Genomic DNA, 21,529 nt, shown 5'->3' with positions numbered 1-21,529 from the left:
GCCCCATCGGCCTGCAAGAAGTCGCAATCAAGGGGCGTTCACACAATGGACACAGGAGCTTCATCTGTGATCCACATAAAGACAGAATCAAACCTTATCAAGGCCAAGGTCAAACCCGAAACTGTCAAAGGTGGTCACGCGCGCTCGCCCGACCACGGCCGGGCCCCAGGTCAGACCGTGGGGCGCACCACGGTCCAGGAAGCGAAGGCGAGGCCGCTCGCCCCCGGCTCCTGCCGTGCGACCCGCAGCCGGCCGTCGGCGCCCAGCAGCGCCACGACCGCCCGGCCCAGGCCGTCCACCGCCACGGCGGGAGGCACCACCGAGGCCTCCCCCGCGTCGAACCACCACACACCGCCCTCCGGCCGCCCGTCCGCGTGCGCGCCCACGAGGCACGCGCCGGACTCCCCCGACCGCACCAGCACCGTGCAGCCCCAGCCCTGGATGCCGACGCCGGCGACCGCGGCCACCGGCCCCGTACCGTCCGGGCCTCCCAGGCTCACCGCTCCGGCCCCGGGCACCTGCACACAGACCTCGTTGCTCCCCGCGTACCGGTAGCGCACCGACCCCGCATCGGGAGCCGCCGACAGGCTGCCGGGGACGGGGCCGACCGAGCCGGTGGCGTCCAGCGTCCACTCGCCCGGCGGCGTCCCCCGGTGCCAGCGGATGGCGGCCGCCGTGTCCCGGGCCCTGGCCCAGACCTCGGGATCGCCCGAGCCGCCGGACTGCGCGGTCAGCTCGTCGGCGACCATGACGCCCCGCAGGTGCTGCCAGGCGCTCCACCGTCCGTCCGCCCCCTGTCGGCGGGTACTGATGCCGTGGCCGATGTTGCGCGCGAAGACATGGAGGCCGCCCCCGGCGTCGAAGGCCGCGGCGGGGAAGCCGACCTCGCGGCTCTTGGCCGGGTCGTTGCCGTGCGGATTGCCCGCCGAGTGCCAGGGGCCGGGCGGGCGCCCGCTCTGGTACTGGGTCGTGTGGACCACATCGACGTACTTCTCGCCGTCCGGCCGCTTCCTGCGGCGCAGCCCGAAGAGGTGCACATAGCCCTGGGCGTCCTGGACCACTTCCAGGCCGGGCAGCAGGTCCGGCCCTTCGAGGAGCTCCGGTCCGCTCCACTCGTCCCCGCCCACGCGCCGCTCGGTCCAGCGCAACACCCCGGCCGCCGACGGCAGATAGGCGGAGAGCCGCCCGTCCACCCCCCTGACGAGCCAGCGGAGCGGCAGCGGATGACGGGCGCACGCACGGTCGCCCAGCGTCGCCGGTGCCCCCGCGCGGTGGCACCGCACGAACACCGGCGATCCGCACTCCCGCTGATAGGTGCGGGCGGCGGCGATCGTGGCGCGCGCCACACTGCCGCGCAGCGGCGGCTCGGTCACGACCGGGCGGTTGGCCTCCAGGTCGATGGACGTGTGCTCGGGGTCCGGGTCGAGCGTGGTCACCAGCAGCGGCCGCAGCTCGCGCAGGGCGTCGAGCACGCGGGCGGTGGTCTTCCCCGGCTCGGCGTCGATGACCCAGGGCTCGTCCGCCACCCGGACGCCTCGGGCCGCCGCGTCGGCCACGGCACGCCCGAGCGCGGCCCGTTCGTCCGGCGTACCGGGCTGGGCGCAGACGATGTCGACCGACGGACCGCTCCCCTGCAACGCCAGCGGTTCCAGGGCGTCCCCCGGCGTCGCGACCACGATCGCCACGCCGCCGGCGTCGCCCTCCCGCGCCGTACGCACGCGTTCCCGCCCCGGCCTGCCGCGCTCGGACCGGCGCTCCCCTCTGCGTGCCATGCGCCCCGCCCCCCTCGTGTGTGGAACCGGGTTGGTGGACATCCCGGCTCCGAAGAAGATATGCACTCTCGCTTCGGTCAGGAAATCCACCCATAGCGCGGCGATGTCCGGTGGGTTCGGACAGACATGATCAATTTCTCCCTCGACCGGTCACCGCCACACCTGCCCCGGACTGCCCGGTCTGTCACAGTTGCGCCACAGCCTTCGTACGCACACCTGATCGAGTGTTTATAGTGCTCATCCCGGGAAAACGAGGACCGGCTCCACCCCCCACCCGAGTCCCAGCCCCATCACCTGCGCCCTGACCAGGCCATAAGCTGTGAGGACTCACTCAGGATGAGCCAAGACGCCACCACCCCCGGCCAGGGGAGCTCCCCGGAGACCTCCCGCCGCGGGCGCAAGCGCGTTCGGACGCGGGGCCAGCGCATCCGGCGAGTGATCCTGATATCGGCCCTCGTGCTCGTCGTCGCCGCGGGCGGCACCGCGTGGTGGCTCTGGAGCCGCCTCGACGGCAACATCAAGGGCGTCGACATCAACAAGGCGCTCGGCGACGACCGGCCCGAGAAGCTCCCCACCAGCGGGCAGAACCTGCTGGTCCTCGGCTCGGACTCGCGGGCCGGTTCGGAGAACAAGAAGCTGGGCGGCGGTGCCGGGGTCAGTGGGGCGCGGTCCGACACGGCGCTGGTCGTGCACATTCCGGAGGGCCGCGACAAGGCTGTCGCGGTGTCCATACCCCGCGACACACTGGTGACCCGGCCCGAGTGCTCCAAGGCCGACGGTTCGACGGTGGCGGGCAAGGACCGTGTGATGTTCAACTCCGTCTACTCCCAGGTCGGTCCGGCCTGTGTGGTCAAGACCGTCGAGAAGATGTCCGGCGTGCGCATCGACCACTACCTGGAGATCAACTTCGCCGGGTTCAAGGGGCTCGTGGACGCCATCGGCGGGGTGAACATCGACGTCAAGGAGCCCATCCACGACAAGAAGACCGGGCTGAACGTCGACGCCGGACCGCACAAGTTCGACGGCACCGAGTCCCTGAAGTTCGTCCGTACCCGTTACAGCCTCAGCGACGGCACCGACCTGAGCCGCATCGGGCTCCAGCAGCAGTTCCTCGTCGCCCTGCTCAGCGAGGTCAAGAAGCAGGACCTGCTGGGCAGTCCGACCAGCGCCTACAAGATCGCCAACTCCGCGACCGAGGCGCTGACCACCGACGACGAGCTGGCCTCGCTCACCTCGCTCGCGAAGTTCGGCCGGTCGATGAACGGGGTCGACCCGGAGTCGATGGAGACGATCATGCTCCCCGTCGAGTACGACAAGATCGACCACAACCGCGTCGTCGCCGTCGAGTCGCGGGCCAAGGCCCTGTGGAAGGCGATCCGCGAGGACACGCCCATCCCCGAGTCGGCCCGGAAGTCCCCGGCCCTCGGCCAGGGCTGACGGAACGTCACACGCACGGCCCCGGGAACACCCCGGGGCCGTACCGGTTTCACACCCGCCGGGCGGGCCCCAGCGCGAGGCCCGGTTCGTCGTTCTGCCGGGCCACGTAGAGCCCGCCGCGCTCGCCGATCACCGCGAGCACCACGCGTCCCTGCCCGTCGAGCGCCAGTGCCGGGGGCGCCGAGGTGCGTTCGCCCGTCGCCGCCCACCACAGGCCGCCGGCCTCGTTCTCCGTACCGCAGGCCGCGAGCAGCACACGGCCGTCACGGGCGCGGTGGGCGAGCACGGTGCAGTCGTAGTCGTCCAGTTCGGCACGGAGCACGGCCACCGGGCCCTCGGCCGGGGTGTCCCCGATCGTGATGGACGGGGTGTCCGGGCGGTGGGCGACCAGGGTGCCCGCGGTGGCGTCGGTCCAGTAGTAGGTGGTGCGGTCGGGGGCGGTCTCCAGGGCGCTGACGGCGCCACCGGCGATCTTGACGTTCAGGTTGTCGCCCTTCTGGAAGGCGCCGCCGGGCTCGCTCTGGGCCCATCGCATGGCCTTGTTGGTGCCGGGGACCAGGAGCTCGATGCGCCCCGACTCGGCGACCGCGAGGGCCATCGTCTCCTTGCCCAGGGTGCCCCTGAGGTCCTTCCACGCCTCCCACTTGCCGTTCTTCGCCTCGCGGCGCAGCATCATCCCGCCGTTGGCGTTGCGGACGAAGACGTGGACCGTGCCGGACGGGGCGACGGCGGCGGCCGGCGGGCCGATACGGGCGGCCCTCTCGTCCCCGTCCTTGTACGGGTTGCCCAGGGTCCGCCACGCGGTGACCGGGCGGCCCGTCTGGTACTGGATGGCGTGCACGAGGTCGACCTGCGGCGGGCCCTCGTCGCCCCGGACCGTCCGGCGCCCGATGAAGTGCACGTAACCGTCCGCGCCCTGGGCGAGGCCGAGGTGGTTCAGATCCGGGGCGGGGAAGAACTCCGGGCCCTCCCAGCCGGGTCCGCCCGGACACTCCTCGGTCCAGCGCAGGATGCCGTCCCCGTTGCGGGCGTACGCGGTGAGCCGGCCGTCCTTGCCACGCACGAGCCAGCGTCCGTCGACCGGGGTCTCGTCGGTCCCCGGCGCGCTCACGGCGTCCCGCGGGGCATCGTCGCCCTTGCCCGAGGCGCTCCCCTGGGCACGTCTCGACCTGACTCGCATGTCGTGGCGTCTTCCTTCCGTGATGGTCCGCTCCCGATCTGCGGCTTTGTGTCACCACCGGCACCCGGAAGTCGGGGAGCACCCATCATAGAATCACCGTTCGAACCCATGGAATCACCACGTCCGGCCCACATCCGCGGGGTCCGGGAACCGCGTACGCCGCCGGGGCGTGGCACCCTGGCCCCATGCCGAGCCCGCTGCCCCTGGTGATCGTCGACGCCGCCAATGTCGTCGGGTCCGTCCCGGACGGCTGGTGGCGGGACCGGCGGGGCGCCGCCGAACGGCTGCGGGACTCACTGGCGCCCTACGCCTTTGACGGCCTGCCCGGTCTGCCGGGCCCCGTCGACCTGGTCCTGGTGGTCGAGGGGCGGGCCCGGGACGTCGCTCCGGTGCCGGGGGTGCGCGTGGAGGCGGCCCCGGACAGCGGTGACGACCTGATCGCGGAGCTGGCGGCGGGCGCGGCGGCGGAGCCCTCGCCGCGGCCCTGTGTCGTCGTCACCGCGGACCGGGAGCTGCGGCGCCGGGTCGAGGCGCACGGGGCGCGGTGCACGGGCCCGCGCACGGTGCGCCCCGGGGCGTGAACGGGGGCGGTCACTTCCGGGCGCGGTGCACCCGGCTGTGCGAGCGGCCGTACGCGAAGTAGATGACCACGCCGATCGCCATCCAGATCGCGAAGCGGAGCCAGGTCTCGGCCGGCAGGTTGAGCATCAGCCAGACCGAGGCGGCCACCGACAGGACCGGGATCAGCGGCACCCAGGGGGTGCGGAAGGCCCGGTGCAGGTCCGGGCGGGTGCGGCGCAGCACGATGACGCCGAGCGCGACGACCACGAACGCGAAGAGCGTGCCGATGTTCACCAGGGTCGCGAGCTCGTTGATGCTCGTCAGCCCGGCGACGACGGCGATGATCACACCGAGCAGGATGGTCGGGCGGTACGGGGTGCGGAAGCGCGGGTGCGTCTTGGAGAAGAACCTCGGCAGGAGCCCGTCTCGGCTCATCGCGAAGAACACCCGGGTCTGGCCGAGCAGCAGGATCATGCAGACCGTGGTGAGGCCGACGGCGGCGCCGAAGCTGATGACGCCCGCGTAGAAGGGGTGCCCGACGGCCTTGAAGGCGTCGGCGAGGGGGGCACTGACCGACAGTTCCGTGTAGGGCTGCATGCCGGTGACGACGATCGAGACGGCGACGTAGAGCGCGGTGCAGATGAACAGGGAGGCCAGGATGCCGCGCGGCATGTCGCGCTGCGGCAGCTTGGTCTCCTCCGCCGCCGTGGCGACGACGTCGAAGCCGATGAAGGCGAAGAAGACGATGGAGGCGGCGGTGAAGATGCCCATGACGCCGAAGTTCGTCGGGGCGTAGCCGAAGATCAGCTGGACCAGCGGGGCGTCAAGCCCCGATCCGGAGGGCTGGGGCTGGGCCTCGGGGACGAACGGCGAGTAGTTGCCGGTGTCGATGAAGAACAGGCCGGCGATGATGACGATCAGCACCACGGCGATCTTCACGGCGACCACCACCGTGGTGACCCGGGCGGAGAGCTTCATGCCCAGCACCAGGATCACGGTCAGGACCAGCACCAGGGCGAAGGCGAGGATGTCGAAGCCGAAGCCGCTCGCCACGTCCGGCCCGGACAGCACGTCCGGCAGGTGCCAGCCGGCGTTGTCCAGCAGCGAGCGGACATAGCCCGACCAGCCGACCGCCACCACCGCCGTGCCCAGCGCGAACTCCAGCACCAGGTCCCAGCCGATGATCCAGGCGACCAGTTCGCCGAGCGAGGCGTACGAGAAGGTGTACGCCGAGCCGGCCACCGGCACGGTGGAGGCGAACTCCGCGTAGCACAGGGCGGCCAGCCCGCAGACGACGCCGGCGACCACGAAGGCGATGGCGGTGGCCGGTCCCGCCGTCTCCTTGGCGACCTTCCCGGTGAGGACGAAGATGCCGGTGCCGATGATGACGCCGACCCCGAAGACCGTGAGGTCGAGGGCGGAGAGGGACTTCCTGAGGGCGTGCTCCGGCTCCTCGGTGTCGCGGATGGACTGCTCGACCGTCTTGGTCCTGAACAGCCCGTCTCCGCTGGGGGGCAGGTCCTGCTGCGTGCTCACCGGCGTACCTCCACGCACTCGTCGTGCACGCCATGATTCGGACCCCGAGCGACCACCGGTGGGCGGCACGCCTGCCTCGGCGGGATTTCACGCGAACGGGCCGGTCGGACCACTCGTTACGGGTGGTCCGACCGGCCCGTTCGGCCGATGTGCGGTACGGGTCAGTCCCGGACGCGCTCCGCGGCGCGGTCCTCCGCGCCCGTCGAGTAGCGCCCGTCGAGCTTGGCGACCAGGCCGGTGACCTGGCGGGCGATGTCCGGGGCGGTCAGCCCGATCTCGGCCATGACCTCCTTGCGGGAGGCGTGGTCGAGGAAGACCGACGGGATGCCGAAGTCGCGCAGCGGGACGTCGACGTCCGCGTCGCGCAGCGCCTGGGAGACCGCGGAGCCGACGCCGCCGGCCCTGCTGTTGTCCTCGACGGTGACGACGACGCGGTGCCGCGCGGCGAGCGGGGCCATGGCCTCGTCGACGGGCTTGACCCAGCGGGGGTCGACGACGGTCGTCGAGATGCCCTGGGCGTCGAGCAGGTCGGCGATCTCCAGGCACATCGGGGCGAGCGCGCCGACGGAGACGAGCAGGACGTCGGGCCGGTCGGTGCCGGGCTCGCGCAGCACGTCCATGCCGCCCACCGTGCCGACGGCCTGGACCGAGGGGCCGACCGCGCCCTTGGAGAAACGGACGACCGTGGGGGCGTCGTCGACGTCGACGGCCTCGCGCAGCTGGGCGCGGACCTGGTCGGCGTCGCGCGGGGCGGCGATCCGCAGGCCGGGTACGACCTGGAGGATCGACATGTCCCACATGCCGTTGTGCGAGGCGCCGTCGGTGCCGGTGATCCCGGCGCGGTCCAGGACGAAGGTGACCCCGCACTTGTGCAGGGCGACGTCCATCAGGACCTGGTCGAAGGCCCGGTTCAGGAACGTGGCGTAGACCGCGAAGACGGGGTGCAGGCCGCCGGTGGCCAGGCCGGCCGCGGAGACCGCGCCGTGCTGCTCGGCGATGCCGACGTCGTAGATCCGGTCCGGGAACTCCGTCTCGAACCGGGTCAGGCCGACCGGCTGGAGCATGGCGGCGGTGATCGCGACGATGTCCTCGCGCTCGCGGCCGAGCTTGACCATCTCCTCGCCGAACACCGAGGTCCAGTCGAGGCCGGAGGTGGCGACGGGCAGGCCCGTGTCGGGGTGGATCTTGCCGACGGCGTGGAAGCGGTCGGCCTCGTCGAGCAGGGCGGGGGTGTAGCCGCGGCCCTTCTCGGTGAGGCAGTGCACGATCACGGGGCCGCCGAAGCGCTTGGCGCGCTGGAGCGCGGATTCCAGGGCCTCGATGTCGTGGCCGTCGATGGGGCCGACGTACTTCAGGCCGAGGTCCTCGAACATGCCCTGGGGGGCGATGAAGTCCTTCAGGCCCTTCTTGGCGCCGTGCAGCGTCTCGTACAGCGGCTTGCCGACGACGGGGGTGCGCTCAAGGAGGTCCTTGCCGCGGGCCAGGAAGCGTTCGTAGCCGTCGGTGGTGCGCAGGGTGGCCAGGTGGTTGGCGAGGCCGCCGATGGTGGGGGCGTAGGAGCGCTCGTTGTCGTTGACGACGATGACCAGGGGGCGGTCCTTGGCGGCGGCGATGTTGTTCAGCGCCTCCCAGGCCATGCCGCCGGTGAGGGCGCCGTCGCCGATGACCGCGACGACGTGGTCGTCCTTGCCGCGGACCTCGTTGGCCTTGGCGAGGCCGTCGGCCCAGCCGAGGACGGTGGAGGCGTGCGAGTTCTCGATGACGTCGTGGTCGGACTCGGCGCGCGAGGGGTAGCCGGAGAGGCCGCCCTTGCTCTTGAGCCTGCTGAAGTCCTGGCGGCCGGTGAGGAGCTTGTGCACGTAGCTCTGGTGGCCGGTGTCGAAGAGGACCTTGTCCTTCGGCGAGTCGAAGACCCGGTGCAGGGCGATGGTGAGCTCGACCACGCCGAGGTTGGGTCCGAGGTGGCCGCCGGTCTTGGAGACGGCGTCGACGAGGAAGGTCCGGATCTCTTCGGCGAGCTGCACCAGCTGCTCGGAAGTGAGCCGGTCAAGGTCACGCGGTCCCTGGATCTGGGTCAGCAACGGCACCCGTGCCTCCTTGCATTTGAGCCGGTCGAACTTCTTGCCGATCCGCAGAGTCTAAATGTTCGGCAACGTCCGCGTACGCCTGGGGCGTGGACGCGAGCCACCCCCGGTGCCGAAAACACGAGTATGCCCGAGCGCGGGCACGCAGGTGCCCGGCACCCGTGGCGGGTGCCGGGCAATCCTGCGGAACCGCGGTCAGGCGCGGCCCGCGGTCTTCTGCGTCTTGCGCGAGACCGAGTCGATGATCACGGCGATGAGGAGGACCGCACCGGTGATCATGTACTGGATCGCGTTCGACGACAGGTTCATCTGGTTGAGGCCCTGGACGATCGACTGGATGACCAGGATGCCCAGCAGCGCGGACCAGACCTTGCCGCGTCCGCCGAACAGGGACGTACCGCCGATGACCGCCGCGGCGATGCACATCATGAGCTGGTTGCCGCCACCGAGCGAGCGGTCGGCGCCACCGGTCGCGGAGGCCAGGAAGAGACCGCCGACCGCACCGAGCGTGCCGGAGATCATGAACACCGAGATACGGATCCAGGACACGTTGATACCGGCACGGCGCGCGGCCTCGATGCCACCGCCGACCGCGAAGATCTGCCGGCCGTAGGTGGTGCGGCGCAGCACGAAGTCGGTGATGACCAGGATCGCGAGGAAGATCACCAGGGAGAGCGGGAGGCCCTGCTCCTGGTTGAACGCGTACGCGGCGAGAAGGCACAGGACCGCGAGCAGCGCGGTGCGCAGGATGATCTCGCTCTGCGGGCGGTGCGGCAGCTCCGCGGACTTGCGGCGCTTCGAGTCGCGCAGTTGCGCGAGGTAGAAGGCGACGATCACGAACACGGCGAGACCGTAGGCGGCCGCGACGTCCTCGAAGTAGTAGCTGGTCAGGTCGCGGACGAAGCTGCCGAGCGGGGTGGTGATGGTGGACTTCTCGCCCATCACCCAGGTCTGCATGCCGGCCCAGCCCAGGAAGCCCGCCAGGGTCACGACGAACGCGGGCACGCCGATCTTGGCGAAGACGATGCCGTGGAAGGCGCCGATGACCGTGCCGGACAGGATGCCGACCACGATGGCGAGGGAGTCGGGGATGTCCGTGCCGACCACGGCCCACACCGCACCCGCGAGACCGGCGACGGAGCCGACCGCGAGGTCGATCTCGCCGAGCAGCAGGACGAAGACGATGCCGACGGCCATGATGCCGGGGCCGGCCGCGTACAGCGTGATCTGGTCGAGGTTGTACGAGGTGAGGAAGTTGCCGGTCTCGAGCTGGAAGACGATCCCGATGATGATCAGGCCCACCACGACGGGCAGCGAGCCGATCTCGCCCGAGCGCACCTTGCGCTTGAACTCGGTCCAGTAGCCCTTGAAGCCCTGCTCGCGGACGAGCAGACGGGGGTCGACGACCGGGACCGCGCCGGCCGCGGCCTCGGGGGCCTCGGTGGTGGCGTCCGCCTGGGCCGGGACCTTGGCCGGGGTCTCGTTGATGTTGCTCACTTGGATGCCTCCGCGCTGCGGGACTTGCGGCGGGTCACGGCGTTGTCGGTGGCGCCCGTGATCGCGGCGATGATTTCTTCGTGGCTGGTCGTCGCCACGGGGAAGATGCCGTTGTTGTGGCCGAGCCGCAGCACGGCGACCTTGTCGGCGACGGCCTTCACATCGGCCATGTTGTGGCTGATGAGGATGACGCCGAGGTTCTGCTCGCGCAGCCGCTCCACCAGGTCGAGCACCTGGGCGGTCTGCTCGACGCCGAGGGCCGCGGTGGGCTCGTCCAGGATCACGATCTTGGGGTTGCCGACCAGGGCACGGGCGATGGCCACGACCTGGCGCTGGCCGCCGGAGAGCGCGGCGACCGGGATACGGACGCTGGGGATGCGGATGGAGAGCGTGGACAGGAGGTCCTGGGCCCGCTTCTCCATGGCGACCTCGTCGAGGACGCCGCCCTTCTTGATCTCGCGACCGAGGAAGAGGTTGGCGACAACGTCCAGGTTGTCGCAGAGCGCGAGGTCCTGGTAGACGGTCGCGACGCCGAGGTTCTGGGCGTCGTGCGGACGGTTGATGTCCACCTTCGCGCCCTCCCACTCGATGACGCCCTCATCGATGGGGTGCACGCCGGCGATCGTCTTGACGAGCGTGGACTTTCCTGCACCGTTGTCGCCGACCAGGGCGACCACTTCTCCGGCGTGGACTTCGAGATCGACACCGGAGAGGACCTGGACCGCTCCGAATCGCTTGAAGACCCCACGCAACGCCAGCACGGGCGTCTGTGACACGTGAACCATCTCCTTCGCCGCCTGACCGGCGGGGATGTGCCGCCTGACCGGCGGAGACGCCGCGCCACGGGGGCAGCGTCGACGTACGGAAGTACTGGGGGGGAAGAGTGTCCGGCACCCGGCCGGAAGCGGGGTGTGAGCCGGCCGGGGCCGGACAGTCATGGGGTGGGCGGACTCCGCCGTGCGGAGCGGATCACGCCCGTACGCGCCGGGGCTCACCGGCCCCGGCGCGCGAAGGGACTACTTGATGCCCAGCGCGGTGCACTTGGCGGCGATGTCCTTGACGCAGATCGCGGAGGCCTGGTAGATGCCGTCCTTGACCACGGTGGACTCGATGTTGTCCTTGTTCACGACGGTCGGCTCCAGCAGCGTGGACGGAACGCCGTCCGTCTCGCCCTGGGCGCCGATGTCCTTGCCCTGGAGCAGGTTGACCGCGAACTGGGCGGCCGCCGGGGCGAGCTGCTTCGGCGACTTGTAGATCGTGAAGGTCTGCGTACCGGCGATGATGCGCTGGATGCCGGGGAGCTCGGCGTCCTGGCCGCCCACCGGGATGTCCTTGATGCCGGCGTTGCCCAGCGACGTGATGATGCCGCCGGCCATGCCGTCGTTGGCGGAGTAGACGGCGTCGATCTTGCCCTTGCCGACCGAGGAGATGGCGGCGGTCATCTTCTCGCCGGCGATCTTCGGGTCCCACTCGCCGGACGCCTCGTAGGCGACCTTGATCTTGCCGTCGAGGGACGCGTGGGCGCCCTTCTTGAACAGACCGGCGTTCGGGTCCTTCTCGTCACCGTTGATCATGACGAGGTTGGCACCGGCGGCCTTGGAGCCGAGGGCGTCGAGGATGGCCTGGCCCTGGAGCTTGCCGATCTTCTCGTTGTCGTGGCTGACGTAGGCGTCGGCACCGGCGATGGCGCGGTCGTACGCGACGACCTTGACGCCCTTCTTGTGCGCGGTGGCGACCCAGGCGGCGGACTTCTCGGCGTCGACCGAGGAGATCGCGATGACCTTGATGCCGTCGGCGATCTGCTGCTCGAACTGCTGCTTCTGCTGGCCGACGTCACCGGCCGCGTTGTTGTAGACGACCTCGCAGTCCGCGCAGTCCTTCTTGACGGCTTCGATGAACAGCGGCTTGTCGAGCGTCTCGTAGCGGGCGGTCTTGTTCTCCGGGAGGAGCAGACCGATCTTGGTCTTGCTGCCCGAGTCCGCCGAGTCCTTCTTGTCGTCGCCCGCCTTGCCGCAAGCGGCGAGGGAGAGGGCCATCGAGGCCGCGGCCGTGCCTATGACGATGCGTCGCGTCATTGCGTTCATTGGGGGTTTGCCTCCCTGACGAGGCCGCAACGTCGCGGCCGAGGTGGCTGGAAGTCAACTCGGCCGCAGGGGCGGCGTCAAGGAGTAAATCCTTAACGAGATGACAACGGTGCCATTCGTTATCTAAGTGAAGGCAGGAGTGGCCGCGGGCAGGGTGCTCTCCAAAAGGGTTGAATCCCCCATCTCGCTGAGGACGAGCGCCAGGGCGCCCAGCACCTCGGCGCGGCCCCCCAGGGCCCCCGGGAGCACGGAGAGCTGCCGTGCGGCGCTGGGGATGGCGTAACGGGACACGGAGTCCCTGATGGGCCCCAGGACCAGCTCCCCGGCCTCCGCCAGCGAGCCGCCGAGCACCACGCGGCTCGGGTTGAGCAGATTGCAGAGGTTGGCCACGCCGCTGCCGATGTGCCGCCCGACGTCGCCGATCACCCGCCGGCACCCGGGATCGCCCTCGCGGGCCAGCTGGACCACCCGCTCCATGGTGAGATCGGGGCCGTGGCTGGGCTGGAGCAGGGGCAGGACGTACCGCGCGGCCGTGAAGGTCTCCAGGCAGCCGCGGTTGCCGCAGCGGCAGACCGGGCCCGATTCGTCGAGGGTGATGTGGCCGATCTCGCCGGCCGTGCCGCCGGGTCCCCGGTAGATGTGCCCGTCGATCACCAGACCGGCGCCGACACCGCTCGCGACCTTGATGTATGCCAGGTCCCTGACCCCGCGGCCGCTCCCCCACACCAGCTCGCCGAGCGCGCCGAGGTTGGCGTCGTTGTCGACGTAGACCGGCACTCCGAGGCGTGCGGCGAGCTCCTCGCTGGGGTTGATGCCCGTCCAGCCCGGCAGGATCGACGTCGAGCCCAGCGTGCCGGACTCGACGTCGATCGGGCCGGGTACACCGAGCCCCACCCCGATGACCTTGCCGGGGCTGATCCCGGTGGTCTCGATCAGGCGGTTGACCAGCTGCTCGGCCCGTCCGAAGCCCTCGGCGGAGGAGGCGTCGACGTCCAGCGGCTCGGACTCCTCGGCGAGCACCTGGTGGGCCAGGTTGCCGACGGCCACGCGCAGATGGGTATGGCCGAAGTCGACGCCGATCACGATGCCCGCGTCCCCGCTGAGCGAGACGCTGCGGGCCCGGCGGCCGCCCGCCGAGGTGGGGGTCACCTCGACCGTGCCGCTGTCCTTCAGTTCGCGAACGATGTTGGAGACGGTGGCCGCGGACAGGCCCGTGCTCCTGGCGATCTCCGCCTGGGTGAGCGAACCAGCCATACGTACGGCGCGCACGACCCGCTCAAGGTTGGCGCGATGCAGAGACGTCTGCGACCCCGGAGTCTCCATCGACTCACTCACTCCTGCCATATTCTCCAACATGTGAACTCTAAGCTGACCGTTTTGGGGTCCTCCCCGTCAAGACCTTGAGCAGTCCGAGCCACCGATGAGCACCGGGCCCACACCCCGCGACCGCGGCGAACTCCCCCGTACACAGACGAACCGCCCGCCGGCTGGGAAGCCGGCGGGCGGTTCGCTTCGTTCGTAAGGTGAGTTCAGGGGATACGGGGCGTTACTTCACCGCACCCGCGGTCAGCCCGGCCACCACCTGGCGCTGGAAGATGATGTAGGCCGCGAGAACCGGCAGCATCGCCATCACCAGGCCGGCGAAGAGCCCGGACCAGTCGCCCTTGTACCCCTGGCCGTTGGCCAGTTCGACCAGGCCCTGGGAGAGCACCCGGTATTTCGGATCGGTGTTCAGCACCGTCGGCAGCAGGTACTGGTTCCACTGGCCGAGGAAGTTGAAGATGCCCACGCTGATCAGGCCGGGCTTGGCCATCGGCAGCATGACCTGGAAGAAGGTCCGTGTGTGCGAGGCCCCGTCGATCATCGCCGCTTCCGCCACGGACCCCGGTAGCGTCCGGAAGAACGAGGTGAGGAAGAAGACGGTGAAGGGCAGCGAGTACGCGATGTAGACCAGGATCAGCCCGTGCCGCGTGTTGAGCATCCCCATGTTGTTCATCACGAAGAACAGCGGGACCAGCGCCAGGATGATCGGGAAGCTCATCCCGCCGATGAACAGGTAGTAGATGAAGCGGTTGCCCGGGAAGTCGAACCGGGCGAGCACATAGGCCGCCATCGAGCCGAGCAGCAGCGTGCCGATGAGCGAACCGCCCACCACGACGATCGTGTTGAAGAAGTAGTCGCTCATGTGCGCCTGGCTCCAGGCGCGCGACCAGTTCTCGAAGTGAAGCTTGTCCGGCAGCGCCCAGGGCGTCGACAGGATCGAGTCGTCGGTCTTGAACGAGGCCACGATGGCCCAGAGCAGCGGCAGGACCACCAGGATCGCCCAGATGATCAGCACGCCGTGCGAGAAGACGTTGAGGACCTGGCCCTCGCTGCCCTTCTCCTGCTTGCCGCCCGGTGCGGACGACTTGGACACGGGGGCCGGTTCCGTCACCGCTACCACGGGAGGGGTGTCAGTGGCCTTCACGTGTGATCACCTCGTACTGCTGTCGAGCCGGCCGCCGGGGCCGGGTTGTCTTGCCTGCTGGAGGTCCGGGCGCCGCGACCCGGAAGGCGCGGCATCAGAACTCCAGCCGCTCGCGCCGGCCCAGTCGCATCACGACGGCGGCGAACGCCATGGTGATGATGAGCAGCCCCACACCGATCGTCGTCGCGTATCCGGCCTGACCGTCGCGGAAGGCCGTCTGGTAGACGTACAACGGCAGGACGGTGGTCGAGTAGTCGGGGCCGCCGGGGCCCACGGTCATGACCTGGACGGCCGTGAACGCCTCGACGCCGAGCGCCAGGATGCCCATGTAGACCCAGCCCGACTGGATGGTGTCCCACAGCAGCGGCACGGTGATCTTGAAGAACGTCGTGATGCGGCTGGCCCCGTCCAGGAGCGCCGCCTCGTAGAAGTCCTTCGGGATGGACGCCATACCGGCGGAGAAGAGGACGACGAAGAATCCGACCGTCGACCAGACCAGCACCGACATGACGCAGATGAGCGCCAGGCTGGGGTCGCCGAGCCAGTCCGGCTGGAAGGAGTCGAGCCCGACGCCCTTGAGCGCCGAGTTCACCATTCCGCTGCGCGGGTTGAACGCGAACTGGAACAGCAGGGCCACGATGACGATCGAGAGCACCTGCGGGAAGAAGTAGGCGATCTTGTAGAAGCCCGAGCCCCGCACCCCGGAGACCGTGGCGTTCTTCCGCCGACGGCCGCCGACATTGAGCATGAAGGCGAAGAAGAGTGCGAGGCCCAACGTCACCAGCGGCAGCACCAGCACGAGCAGGAGGCTGTGCTGCAACGACTTCCAGAAGATGTCGTCCTTCAGCATCCTCGTGTAGTTGTCGAAGCCGACCATCTTGAAATCCGGGCTCAGACCTGTCCAGTCCGTGAACGAATAGTAGATGGCCTGGATGAACGGCCAGATGACGAAGACCGCGTACAACACCAGTGGGACCACCAAGAACCCCACAATGAAGCGGTACTTGCCGTGCTGCATCGTTTACCGACCCCGATCTTTCCGCGGGTGCCGCCGCTGGTGACGGTTGCTCACTGGTGCTTGTAGTGCTTGATGGACTGATCCTTGGCCGCGGCGTCCGCGTAGTCCTGGATCTTCTTGATGGCCTCGGCGGGCGTCAGACGCCCGGCCATCATCTCGCCGAGGCAGGCGGTACCGATCTGCTCCTTCTGGAGCTTGCCGTACCAGTCCTGCAGCCGCGGGTTCACCACGTTGTCGCCGGCCTTCTTCAGCGCGTCGACGCCGGACTGCAGGGCCGTGGACAGGGTCAGGCCGTCGGTGCCGCCGTTGAAGGCGCTCAGGGACTTGACCTGCGTGGTGAAGTTCTTCGAGGACTCCTCGGAGAGCATGATGCGCAGCTGCTCCATGCCGCCCTGCGGGTTCTTCGCCTTCGCCGGGACGATGAAGGGCTCGCCGCCGGCGGCCCAGATGGTGCCGAACGGCAGCTTGTCGGACGAGTCCAGGCTGGACGGCGCCCCGACCATCATCTTGAAGTCCTTGGGCGTGGTCGGCGCCGCCTCGTTCTCCACCCAGGAGCCGTTCGGGATGAAGAGCGCCTTGCCCTTCGTCCACTCGGTCTGCGACTGGATGTGGGTCAGGCCCGGGGTGCCCTTGAGGATGTACCCCTTCTTGTACAGCTCGTAGTACGCCTCGAACGCCGACTTGACGGCCGGGTCCTTCCAGGCGTTCGGCTCCAGGTTGTCGATCTTGTCGAGGACCTCGCGGCCACCGATCTTGCCGATGAACGGGTAGAGCGAGAACGGCAGGTAGTAGGGGTACTTACCGGCGTACGTCCAGCCGGCGATGCCCTTCTTCTTCGCCTTCGCGCAGAGCGCGAGCATGTCGTCCCAGTTCTCGGGGTACTGGGCGTCCAGGCCGTCCAGCGCCGTCTGCGAGTACCAGACGCCGTACACGGTGTAGGCGTAGTTCATGATCCAGACCTGCTCGCCGTCGAACTGGCCCATCTCCAGAACGCCGGGACGCAGGGTGTCGCGGACCTTCTTGCTCGGGTCGTCGATGGACGGGGCGTCCATCAGCGGCGTCAGGTCGAGCAGCTGCTTCTTGCCGACGAGGACACCCATGTCCATCTGCTCGGCGCCGGAGTTGTCGATCAGGTCCGGCGGGGTGCCGCCGTTGAAGCGCGGCTGCAGCTGCGACTGGATCTTCTGCGTCGAGGTGTGCTTGACCTTGGCCTTGGGGTAGGCCTCGCCGTACTTCTTCTCAGCGTCCTTGGCGTACTGGTCGCCGAAGCCGCCGTTGAAGATGACCACGTCGAGCGCGGCCGTCTCGTTGACGCCCAGCGGGTTCTTCGCGCTGGTCTTGCCCTTCTTGACCGTGTCGTCGCTGCTGCTGTCGCTGCTCGCACACGCCGACAGGAAGCTCATCGTCGGGACGGCGATCAGACCGAGTGCGGCAGAACGCTTGATCACATCGCGACGGCCAAGGCCCTCATTCTTGTGGGCGGAGGTGGATCCCATGCTCAAGTCCTCGCCTTCTCCAGGACTCAGGCGGTGTGTACCGGTCGCCCCGTCGTAATTCGCCTCAGCGAAGGGCCCCGCCACCGCGGTCGGTTGCGCTTGGGTGGTACAGATTTCAGGCTAACCATTGCCGTGGGGGGCGTCGGGGGACCGAACGGCCGACGCACCTGCGGCGTCGCGCTGCCCTGCCCCCGTGTCCCCCAGCCGCACAACCGGTGAACCAGCTGTGCAGACGCCGACAGGTATAGTCCACTTGCCGCCAAGTGAGCAAGATCGAAAGCAAGGTTGCACGGCAGTCTTTCCCGAGTTGAGACCTCGCGGATACCTCGACACTCCGGACCCCCCTTCGGATGTAACGTTTTCCGCATTCCGGTCGATTCACCGACGGGCTCTGATCCAACTCCCTTGACACCACCCGGCACTTCACTCCCTACTTGTTCCTGCGCATCTTCTGACAACGTTGTCCAAGCGCACACTTCCCCGGGAGGAATCGCTCGGCATGCACCCCCGACACCGTTCTCGCACGAGAAAAAGCAGCACGGCAGCGCTGATCGCGGCCTCACTGGTCCTGGTCGTGACAGCCCCCACGGCGGCCGCCGCTCAATCGGCCGGGTCAGGTGGAAAAGGTCAAGGGCCTTCGGGCGACCGGACATTCAGCACCTCCTTCGAGGAGGACGAAAAGCAACCGGACTGGCGCAATACCGTAGAAGAGGGCCCTGACGGAAAGAAGCGGTCATCGGGTGTCGATGGCGGATTCTCCTCCGGAATACCGGGCAATGTGACCGACAAGGTCACCGAGGTCCGCGCCAGTGACGAGAACACCGGCGGCGGCGAGGTGAAGGAGAACCTCGTCGACGGCGAGTCCGCCACCAAGTGGCTGTCGTTCGAGTCCACCGCCTGGCTGGAGTTCGACCTCACCGAGCCGGTGAAGGTCGTGACGTACGCGCTGACCTCGGCCGACGACCACGACGAGCGCGACCCGAAGGACTGGACGCTCCAGGGCTCCGAGGACGGCAAGACCTGGACGGACCTGGACACCCGGACCGGCCAGACCTTCAGCGAGCGCTTCCAGACCAAGTCGTACGACTTCGAGGCGGACAAGGCCTACCAGCACTTCCGCCTGAACATCACCAAGAACAACGGCGCCACCGACGCCACCCAGCTCGCCGACGTCCAGTTCTCCGACGGCGACACCTCGGCCCCCGCCCCCGACGACATGCGCAGCCAGACCGGCAACGGCCCCAGCGGCTCCCCCACCGCCAAGGCAGGCGCGGGCTTCACCGGCAAGAAGGCGCTGCGGTACGCGGGCACCCACAAGGCGGACGGCCACGCGTACTCGTACAACAAGATCTTCGACGTCAACACGCGGATCGACCGGGACACCGAGCTGTCGTACCTGGTCTATCCCCAGATGGGCGAGACGGATCTGTCCTACCCGGCCACGCACGTCGCGGTGGACCTGGCGTTCACGGACGGCACCTACCTGAGCGACCTGCGCGCCACCGACACCAACGGCGGGCTGCTCACCCCGCAGGGCCAGGCCGACGCCAAGCGGCTCTACGTCAACCAGTGGAACAAGGTCGAGGCCGGCATCGGCACCGTCGCGGCGGGCAAGACCGTGGACCGCATCCTGGTCGCCTACGACTCCCCCAAGGGCCCGGCGAAGTTCCAGGGCTGGATCGACGACCTGAAGATCGCGCCGAAGAAGCCGGAGAAGCGCAGGGCGCACCTCTCGGACTACGCGTCGACCGTGCGCGGCACCAACTCAAGCGGTTCCTTCTCGCGCGGCAACAACTTCCCCGCGACCGCCGTGCCCAACGGGTTCAACTTCTGGACCCCGGTCACCAACGCCGGCTCGACCAGCTGGCTCTACGACTACGCGCGCGGCAACAACGAGGACAACCTGCCCACCCTGCAGGCGTTCAGCGCGAGCCATGAGCCGAGCCCCTGGATGGGTGACCGGCAGACCTTCCAGATGATGCCCTCGGTGGCCTCCGGCACCCCGGACGCCTCCCGCACGGCCCGCGCGCTGCCGTTCAAGCACGAGAACGAGACCGCGCGGCCGCACTACTACGGGGTGACGTTCGAGAACGGCCTCAAGGCCGAGATGACGCCGACCGACCACGCGGCGCGGATGCGGTTCACGTATCCCGGCAAGGACGCGAGCATCGTCTTCGACACCGTCTCCAACGACGGCGGGCTCACCCTGGACCCGGCGACCAGCTCGTTCACCGGCTTCTCGGACGTCAAGAGCGGCCTCTCGACCGGGGCGACGCGCCTGTTCGTGTACGGCGTCTTCGACGCGCCGGTCACCGCGAGCGGCAAGCTCTCCGGCGGCGGCGGTGCCGATGTCACCGGCTACCTGCGCTTCGACGCGGGCAAGGACCGCACGGTGAACCTGCGCCTGGCGACCTCGTTGATCAGCATCGACCAGGCGAAGAAGAACCTGGCCGCCGAGATCCCCGCCTCGCGCTCCTTCGCGCGGGTCGAGGACAGGGCGCAGGACGCCTGGGACGACCTGCTGGGCAAGGTGGAGGTCGAGGGCGCCACCGCCGACCAGCTGACCACGCTGTACTCCAGCATGTACCGCCTCTACCTCTACCCGAACTCGGGCTTCGAGAAGGTCGACGGGAAGGACAAGTACGCCTCCCCGTTCTCCCCGCAGACCGGCTCGGACACCCCGACGCACACCGGCGCGAAGATCGTCGACGGCAAGGTGTACGTCAACAACGGTTTCTGGGACACCTACCGGACGACCTGGCCGGCGTACTCGCTGCTGACGCCCAAGAAGGCCGGTGAGATGGTCGACGGCTTCGTCCAGCAGTACAAGGACGGCGGCTGGATCTCCCGCTGGTCCTCCCCCGGCTACGCGGACCTGATGACCGGTACCTCCTCGGACGTGGCCTTCGCCGACGCGTACGTCAAGGGCGTGAAGTTCGACGCGAAGGCGGCGTACGACGCGGCCGTGAAGAACGCCACGGTCGTCCCGCCGAGCTCCGGTGTGGGCCGCAAGGGCATGGAGACGTCCCCGTTCAAGGGGTACGCCGACACCACGACCCACGAGGGCATGTCCTGGTCGATGGAGGGCTACGTCAACGACTACGGCATCGCGAAGATGGGCGAGGCGCTGTACGAGAAGACGCACGAGCAGCGCTACAAGGACGAGTCCGCGTACTTCATGAACCGGGCCCGCGACTACGTCGAGCTGTTCGACGACAAGGCCGGCTTCTTCCAGGGCAAGGACGCCAAGGGCGACTGGCGCCTGCCGTCGGACCTCTACGACCCCCGGGTCTGGGGCTACGACTACACGGAGACCAACGGCTGGGGCTACGCCTTCACCGCTCCGCAGGACAGCAAGGGCCTGGCCAACCTGTACGGCGGCCGGGACGGGCTCGCCAAGAAGCTGGACACGTACTTCGCCACCCCGGAGACCGGCACCCCGGAGTTCGCGGGCAGCTACGGCGGCGTCATCCACGAGATGACGGAGGCCCGTGACGTACGGATGGGCCAGTACGGACACAGCAACCAGGTCGCCCACCACGTGACGTACATGTACGACGCGGCCTCGCAGCCGTACAAGACGCAGGAGAAGGTCCGCGAGGTCCTGGGCCGCCTGTACACGGGCAGCGAGATCGGCCAGGGCTACCACGGCGACGAGGACAACGGCGAGCAGTCGGCCTGGTTCCTCTTCTCCTCGCTCGGCTTCTACCCGCTGGTGATGGGCAGCGGCGAGTACGCCATCGGCTCGCCCCTGTTCACCAAGGCGACGGTGCACCTGGAGAACGGCCGCACGCTGGTCGTAAAGGCACCGAAGAACAGCGCGAAGAACATCTACGTCCAGGGCCTGAAGGTCAACGGCAAGAAGTGGACCTCCACCTCGCTGCCGCACGACCTGCTGGCCAAGGGCGGGACGCTGGACTTCGACATGGGCTCCAGGCCGTCCGCCTGGGGCACCGGAAAGAACGACGCCCCGGTCTCCATCACCCAGGACGACCAGGTGCCGTCGCCGAAGCGGGACGTGCTGAAGGGCGAGGGTCCGCTGTTCGACGACACCTCGGCCACCACCGGCACCGCCGCCACGGTCGAGCTGCCCGTCCCGTCCGCCACGAAGGGCGTCCAGTACACGCTGACCTCGGCGGCCAGGGCGACGGCCCCGGCCGGATGGGTGCTCCAGGGCTCCTCGGACGGCAAGAGCTGGAAGGACCTCGACAAGCGGTCCGGCCAGACCTTCACCTGGGACAAGCAGACGAGGGCCTTCTCGGTGAAGTCCCCCGGCAGCTACGCGCACTACCGGCTGGTGTTCGACGGTGAGGCCTCGCTCGCGGAGGTGGAACTGATCGCCTGACCCGCCCCGCGTACGCGGACGGCCGGCAGCCCCTTCGGAGGCTGCCGGCCGT

Annotated in this window: 14 protein-coding genes; 3 read left to right on the top strand and 11 right to left on the bottom strand. The window is 69.0% G+C overall.

The window, feature by feature from the left end; genetic code table 11:
* Nucleotides 1-170 precede the first annotated feature (170 nt).
* Nucleotides 171-1,772, bottom strand: a complete 1,602-nt coding sequence (locus tag EAO73_RS00630) for a hypothetical protein (protein WP_147969485.1) — start codon at nt 1,770-1,772, stop codon at nt 171-173.
* A 336-nt stretch (nt 1,773-2,108) separates the two neighbouring features.
* Here EAO73_RS00630 and EAO73_RS00625 point away from each other — a divergent pair, with 336 nt between their 5' ends.
* The gene (locus tag EAO73_RS00625) at nt 2,109-3,209 is read left to right on the top strand and encodes an LCP family protein (RefSeq protein WP_147969484.1); all 1,101 of its coding nucleotides are present in this window, start codon (nt 2,109-2,111) and stop codon (nt 3,207-3,209) included.
* Between the two features lie 49 nt (nt 3,210-3,258).
* Here EAO73_RS00625 and EAO73_RS00620 read toward each other — a convergent pair whose 3' ends face one another.
* The gene (locus EAO73_RS00620) at nt 3,259-4,389 is read right to left on the bottom strand and encodes a hypothetical protein (RefSeq protein WP_147969483.1); all 1,131 of its coding nucleotides are present in this window, start codon (nt 4,387-4,389) and stop codon (nt 3,259-3,261) included.
* 185 nt (nt 4,390-4,574) lie between these two features.
* Here EAO73_RS00620 and EAO73_RS00615 point away from each other — a divergent pair, with 185 nt between their 5' ends.
* Nucleotides 4,575-4,970, top strand: coding sequence for an NTP pyrophosphohydrolase (locus EAO73_RS00615; RefSeq protein ID WP_147969482.1), 396 nt, complete (start codon nt 4,575-4,577; stop codon nt 4,968-4,970).
* A 10-nt stretch (nt 4,971-4,980) separates the two neighbouring features.
* Here EAO73_RS00615 and EAO73_RS00610 read toward each other — a convergent pair whose 3' ends face one another.
* The 9 genes from EAO73_RS00610 to ngcE all read right to left on the bottom strand — a co-directional run bounded on the left by EAO73_RS00610 (nt 4,981) and on the right by ngcE (nt 17,132).
* Nucleotides 4,981-6,486: an amino acid permease gene (locus EAO73_RS00610; protein ID WP_147969481.1), complete on the bottom strand. Its 1,506-nt coding sequence runs from the start codon at nt 6,484-6,486 to the stop codon at nt 4,981-4,983.
* Nucleotides 6,487-6,647: 161 nt separating this feature from the next.
* Nucleotides 6,648-8,573: a 1-deoxy-D-xylulose-5-phosphate synthase gene (dxs, locus tag EAO73_RS00605; RefSeq protein ID WP_147969480.1), complete on the bottom strand. Its 1,926-nt coding sequence runs from the start codon at nt 8,571-8,573 to the stop codon at nt 6,648-6,650.
* A 192-nt stretch (nt 8,574-8,765) separates the two neighbouring features.
* Entirely contained in the window at nt 8,766-10,067 is a 1,302-nt protein-coding gene (locus tag EAO73_RS00600) for a sugar ABC transporter permease (protein WP_147969479.1), read from the bottom strand.
* Nucleotides 10,064-10,852: an ATP-binding cassette domain-containing protein gene (locus EAO73_RS00595; RefSeq protein WP_030979331.1), complete on the bottom strand. Its 789-nt coding sequence runs from the start codon at nt 10,850-10,852 to the stop codon at nt 10,064-10,066. Before EAO73_RS00595 ends, EAO73_RS00600 begins: the two co-directional genes overlap by 4 nt.
* Before the next feature lie 231 nt (nt 10,853-11,083).
* Nucleotides 11,084-12,151: a sugar ABC transporter substrate-binding protein gene (locus EAO73_RS00590; RefSeq protein WP_376559501.1), complete on the bottom strand. Its 1,068-nt coding sequence runs from the start codon at nt 12,149-12,151 to the stop codon at nt 11,084-11,086.
* A 123-nt stretch (nt 12,152-12,274) separates the two neighbouring features.
* The gene (locus tag EAO73_RS00585; protein ID WP_147969956.1) at nt 12,275-13,474 is read right to left on the bottom strand and encodes an ROK family transcriptional regulator; all 1,200 of its coding nucleotides are present in this window, start codon (nt 13,472-13,474) and stop codon (nt 12,275-12,277) included.
* A gap of 223 nt (nt 13,475-13,697) precedes the next feature.
* Nucleotides 13,698-14,618 (bottom strand): carbohydrate ABC transporter permease, encoded by a 921-nt coding sequence (locus EAO73_RS00580; RefSeq protein WP_387128875.1) that lies wholly within the window; start codon nt 14,616-14,618, stop codon nt 13,698-13,700.
* Between the two features lie 94 nt (nt 14,619-14,712).
* Nucleotides 14,713-15,636, bottom strand: coding sequence for a carbohydrate ABC transporter permease (locus EAO73_RS00575; protein ID WP_147969476.1), 924 nt, complete (start codon nt 15,634-15,636; stop codon nt 14,713-14,715).
* A gap of 50 nt (nt 15,637-15,686) precedes the next feature.
* Nucleotides 15,687-17,132: an N-acetylglucosamine/diacetylchitobiose ABC transporter substrate-binding protein gene (ngcE, locus tag EAO73_RS00570; RefSeq protein ID WP_147969475.1), complete on the bottom strand. Its 1,446-nt coding sequence runs from the start codon at nt 17,130-17,132 to the stop codon at nt 15,687-15,689.
* 778 nt (nt 17,133-17,910) lie between these two features.
* Here ngcE and EAO73_RS00565 point away from each other — a divergent pair.
* Nucleotides 17,911-21,477 carry a GH92 family glycosyl hydrolase gene (locus EAO73_RS00565; protein WP_147969474.1) on the top strand — a complete coding sequence of 1,189 codons (3,567 nt, stop codon included), beginning with the start codon at nt 17,911-17,913 and terminating at the stop codon, nt 21,475-21,477.
* Nucleotides 21,478-21,529: the final 52 nt, after the last annotated feature.

Origin of the sequence: Streptomyces sp. col6 (assembly GCF_008042035.1) — a bacterium.
Classification (GTDB): Bacteria; Actinomycetota; Actinomycetes; order Streptomycetales; family Streptomycetaceae; genus Streptomyces.
Note: the sequence above shows the minus strand (reverse complement) of the source record. Positions and strands in the feature narration are given on the sequence as shown.

Bases quoted from the DNA above. Each gene is read 5' to 3' on its own strand.
- EAO73_RS00615 (WP_147969482.1), top strand. From the start codon at position 4,575: ATGCCGAGCCCGCTGCCCCTGGTGATCGTCGACGCCGCCAATGTCGTC.
- EAO73_RS00630 (WP_147969485.1), bottom strand. From the start codon at position 1,772: ATGGCACGCAGAGGGGAGCGCCGGTCCGAGCGCGGCAGGCCGGGGCGG.
- EAO73_RS00625 (WP_147969484.1), top strand. From the start codon at position 2,109: ATGAGCCAAGACGCCACCACCCCCGGCCAGGGGAGCTCCCCGGAGACC.
- EAO73_RS00590 (WP_376559501.1), bottom strand. From the start codon at position 12,151: ATGAACGCAATGACGCGACGCATCGTCATAGGCACGGCCGCGGCCTCG.
- EAO73_RS00595 (WP_030979331.1), bottom strand. From the start codon at position 10,852: ATGGTTCACGTGTCACAGACGCCCGTGCTGGCGTTGCGTGGGGTCTTC.
- EAO73_RS00575 (WP_147969476.1), bottom strand. From the start codon at position 15,636: ATGCAGCACGGCAAGTACCGCTTCATTGTGGGGTTCTTGGTGGTCCCA.
- ngcE (WP_147969475.1), bottom strand. From the start codon at position 17,132: ATGGGATCCACCTCCGCCCACAAGAATGAGGGCCTTGGCCGTCGCGAT.
- EAO73_RS00620 (WP_147969483.1), bottom strand. From the start codon at position 4,389: ATGCGAGTCAGGTCGAGACGTGCCCAGGGGAGCGCCTCGGGCAAGGGC.
- EAO73_RS00585 (WP_147969956.1), bottom strand. From the start codon at position 13,474: ATGGAGACTCCGGGGTCGCAGACGTCTCTGCATCGCGCCAACCTTGAG.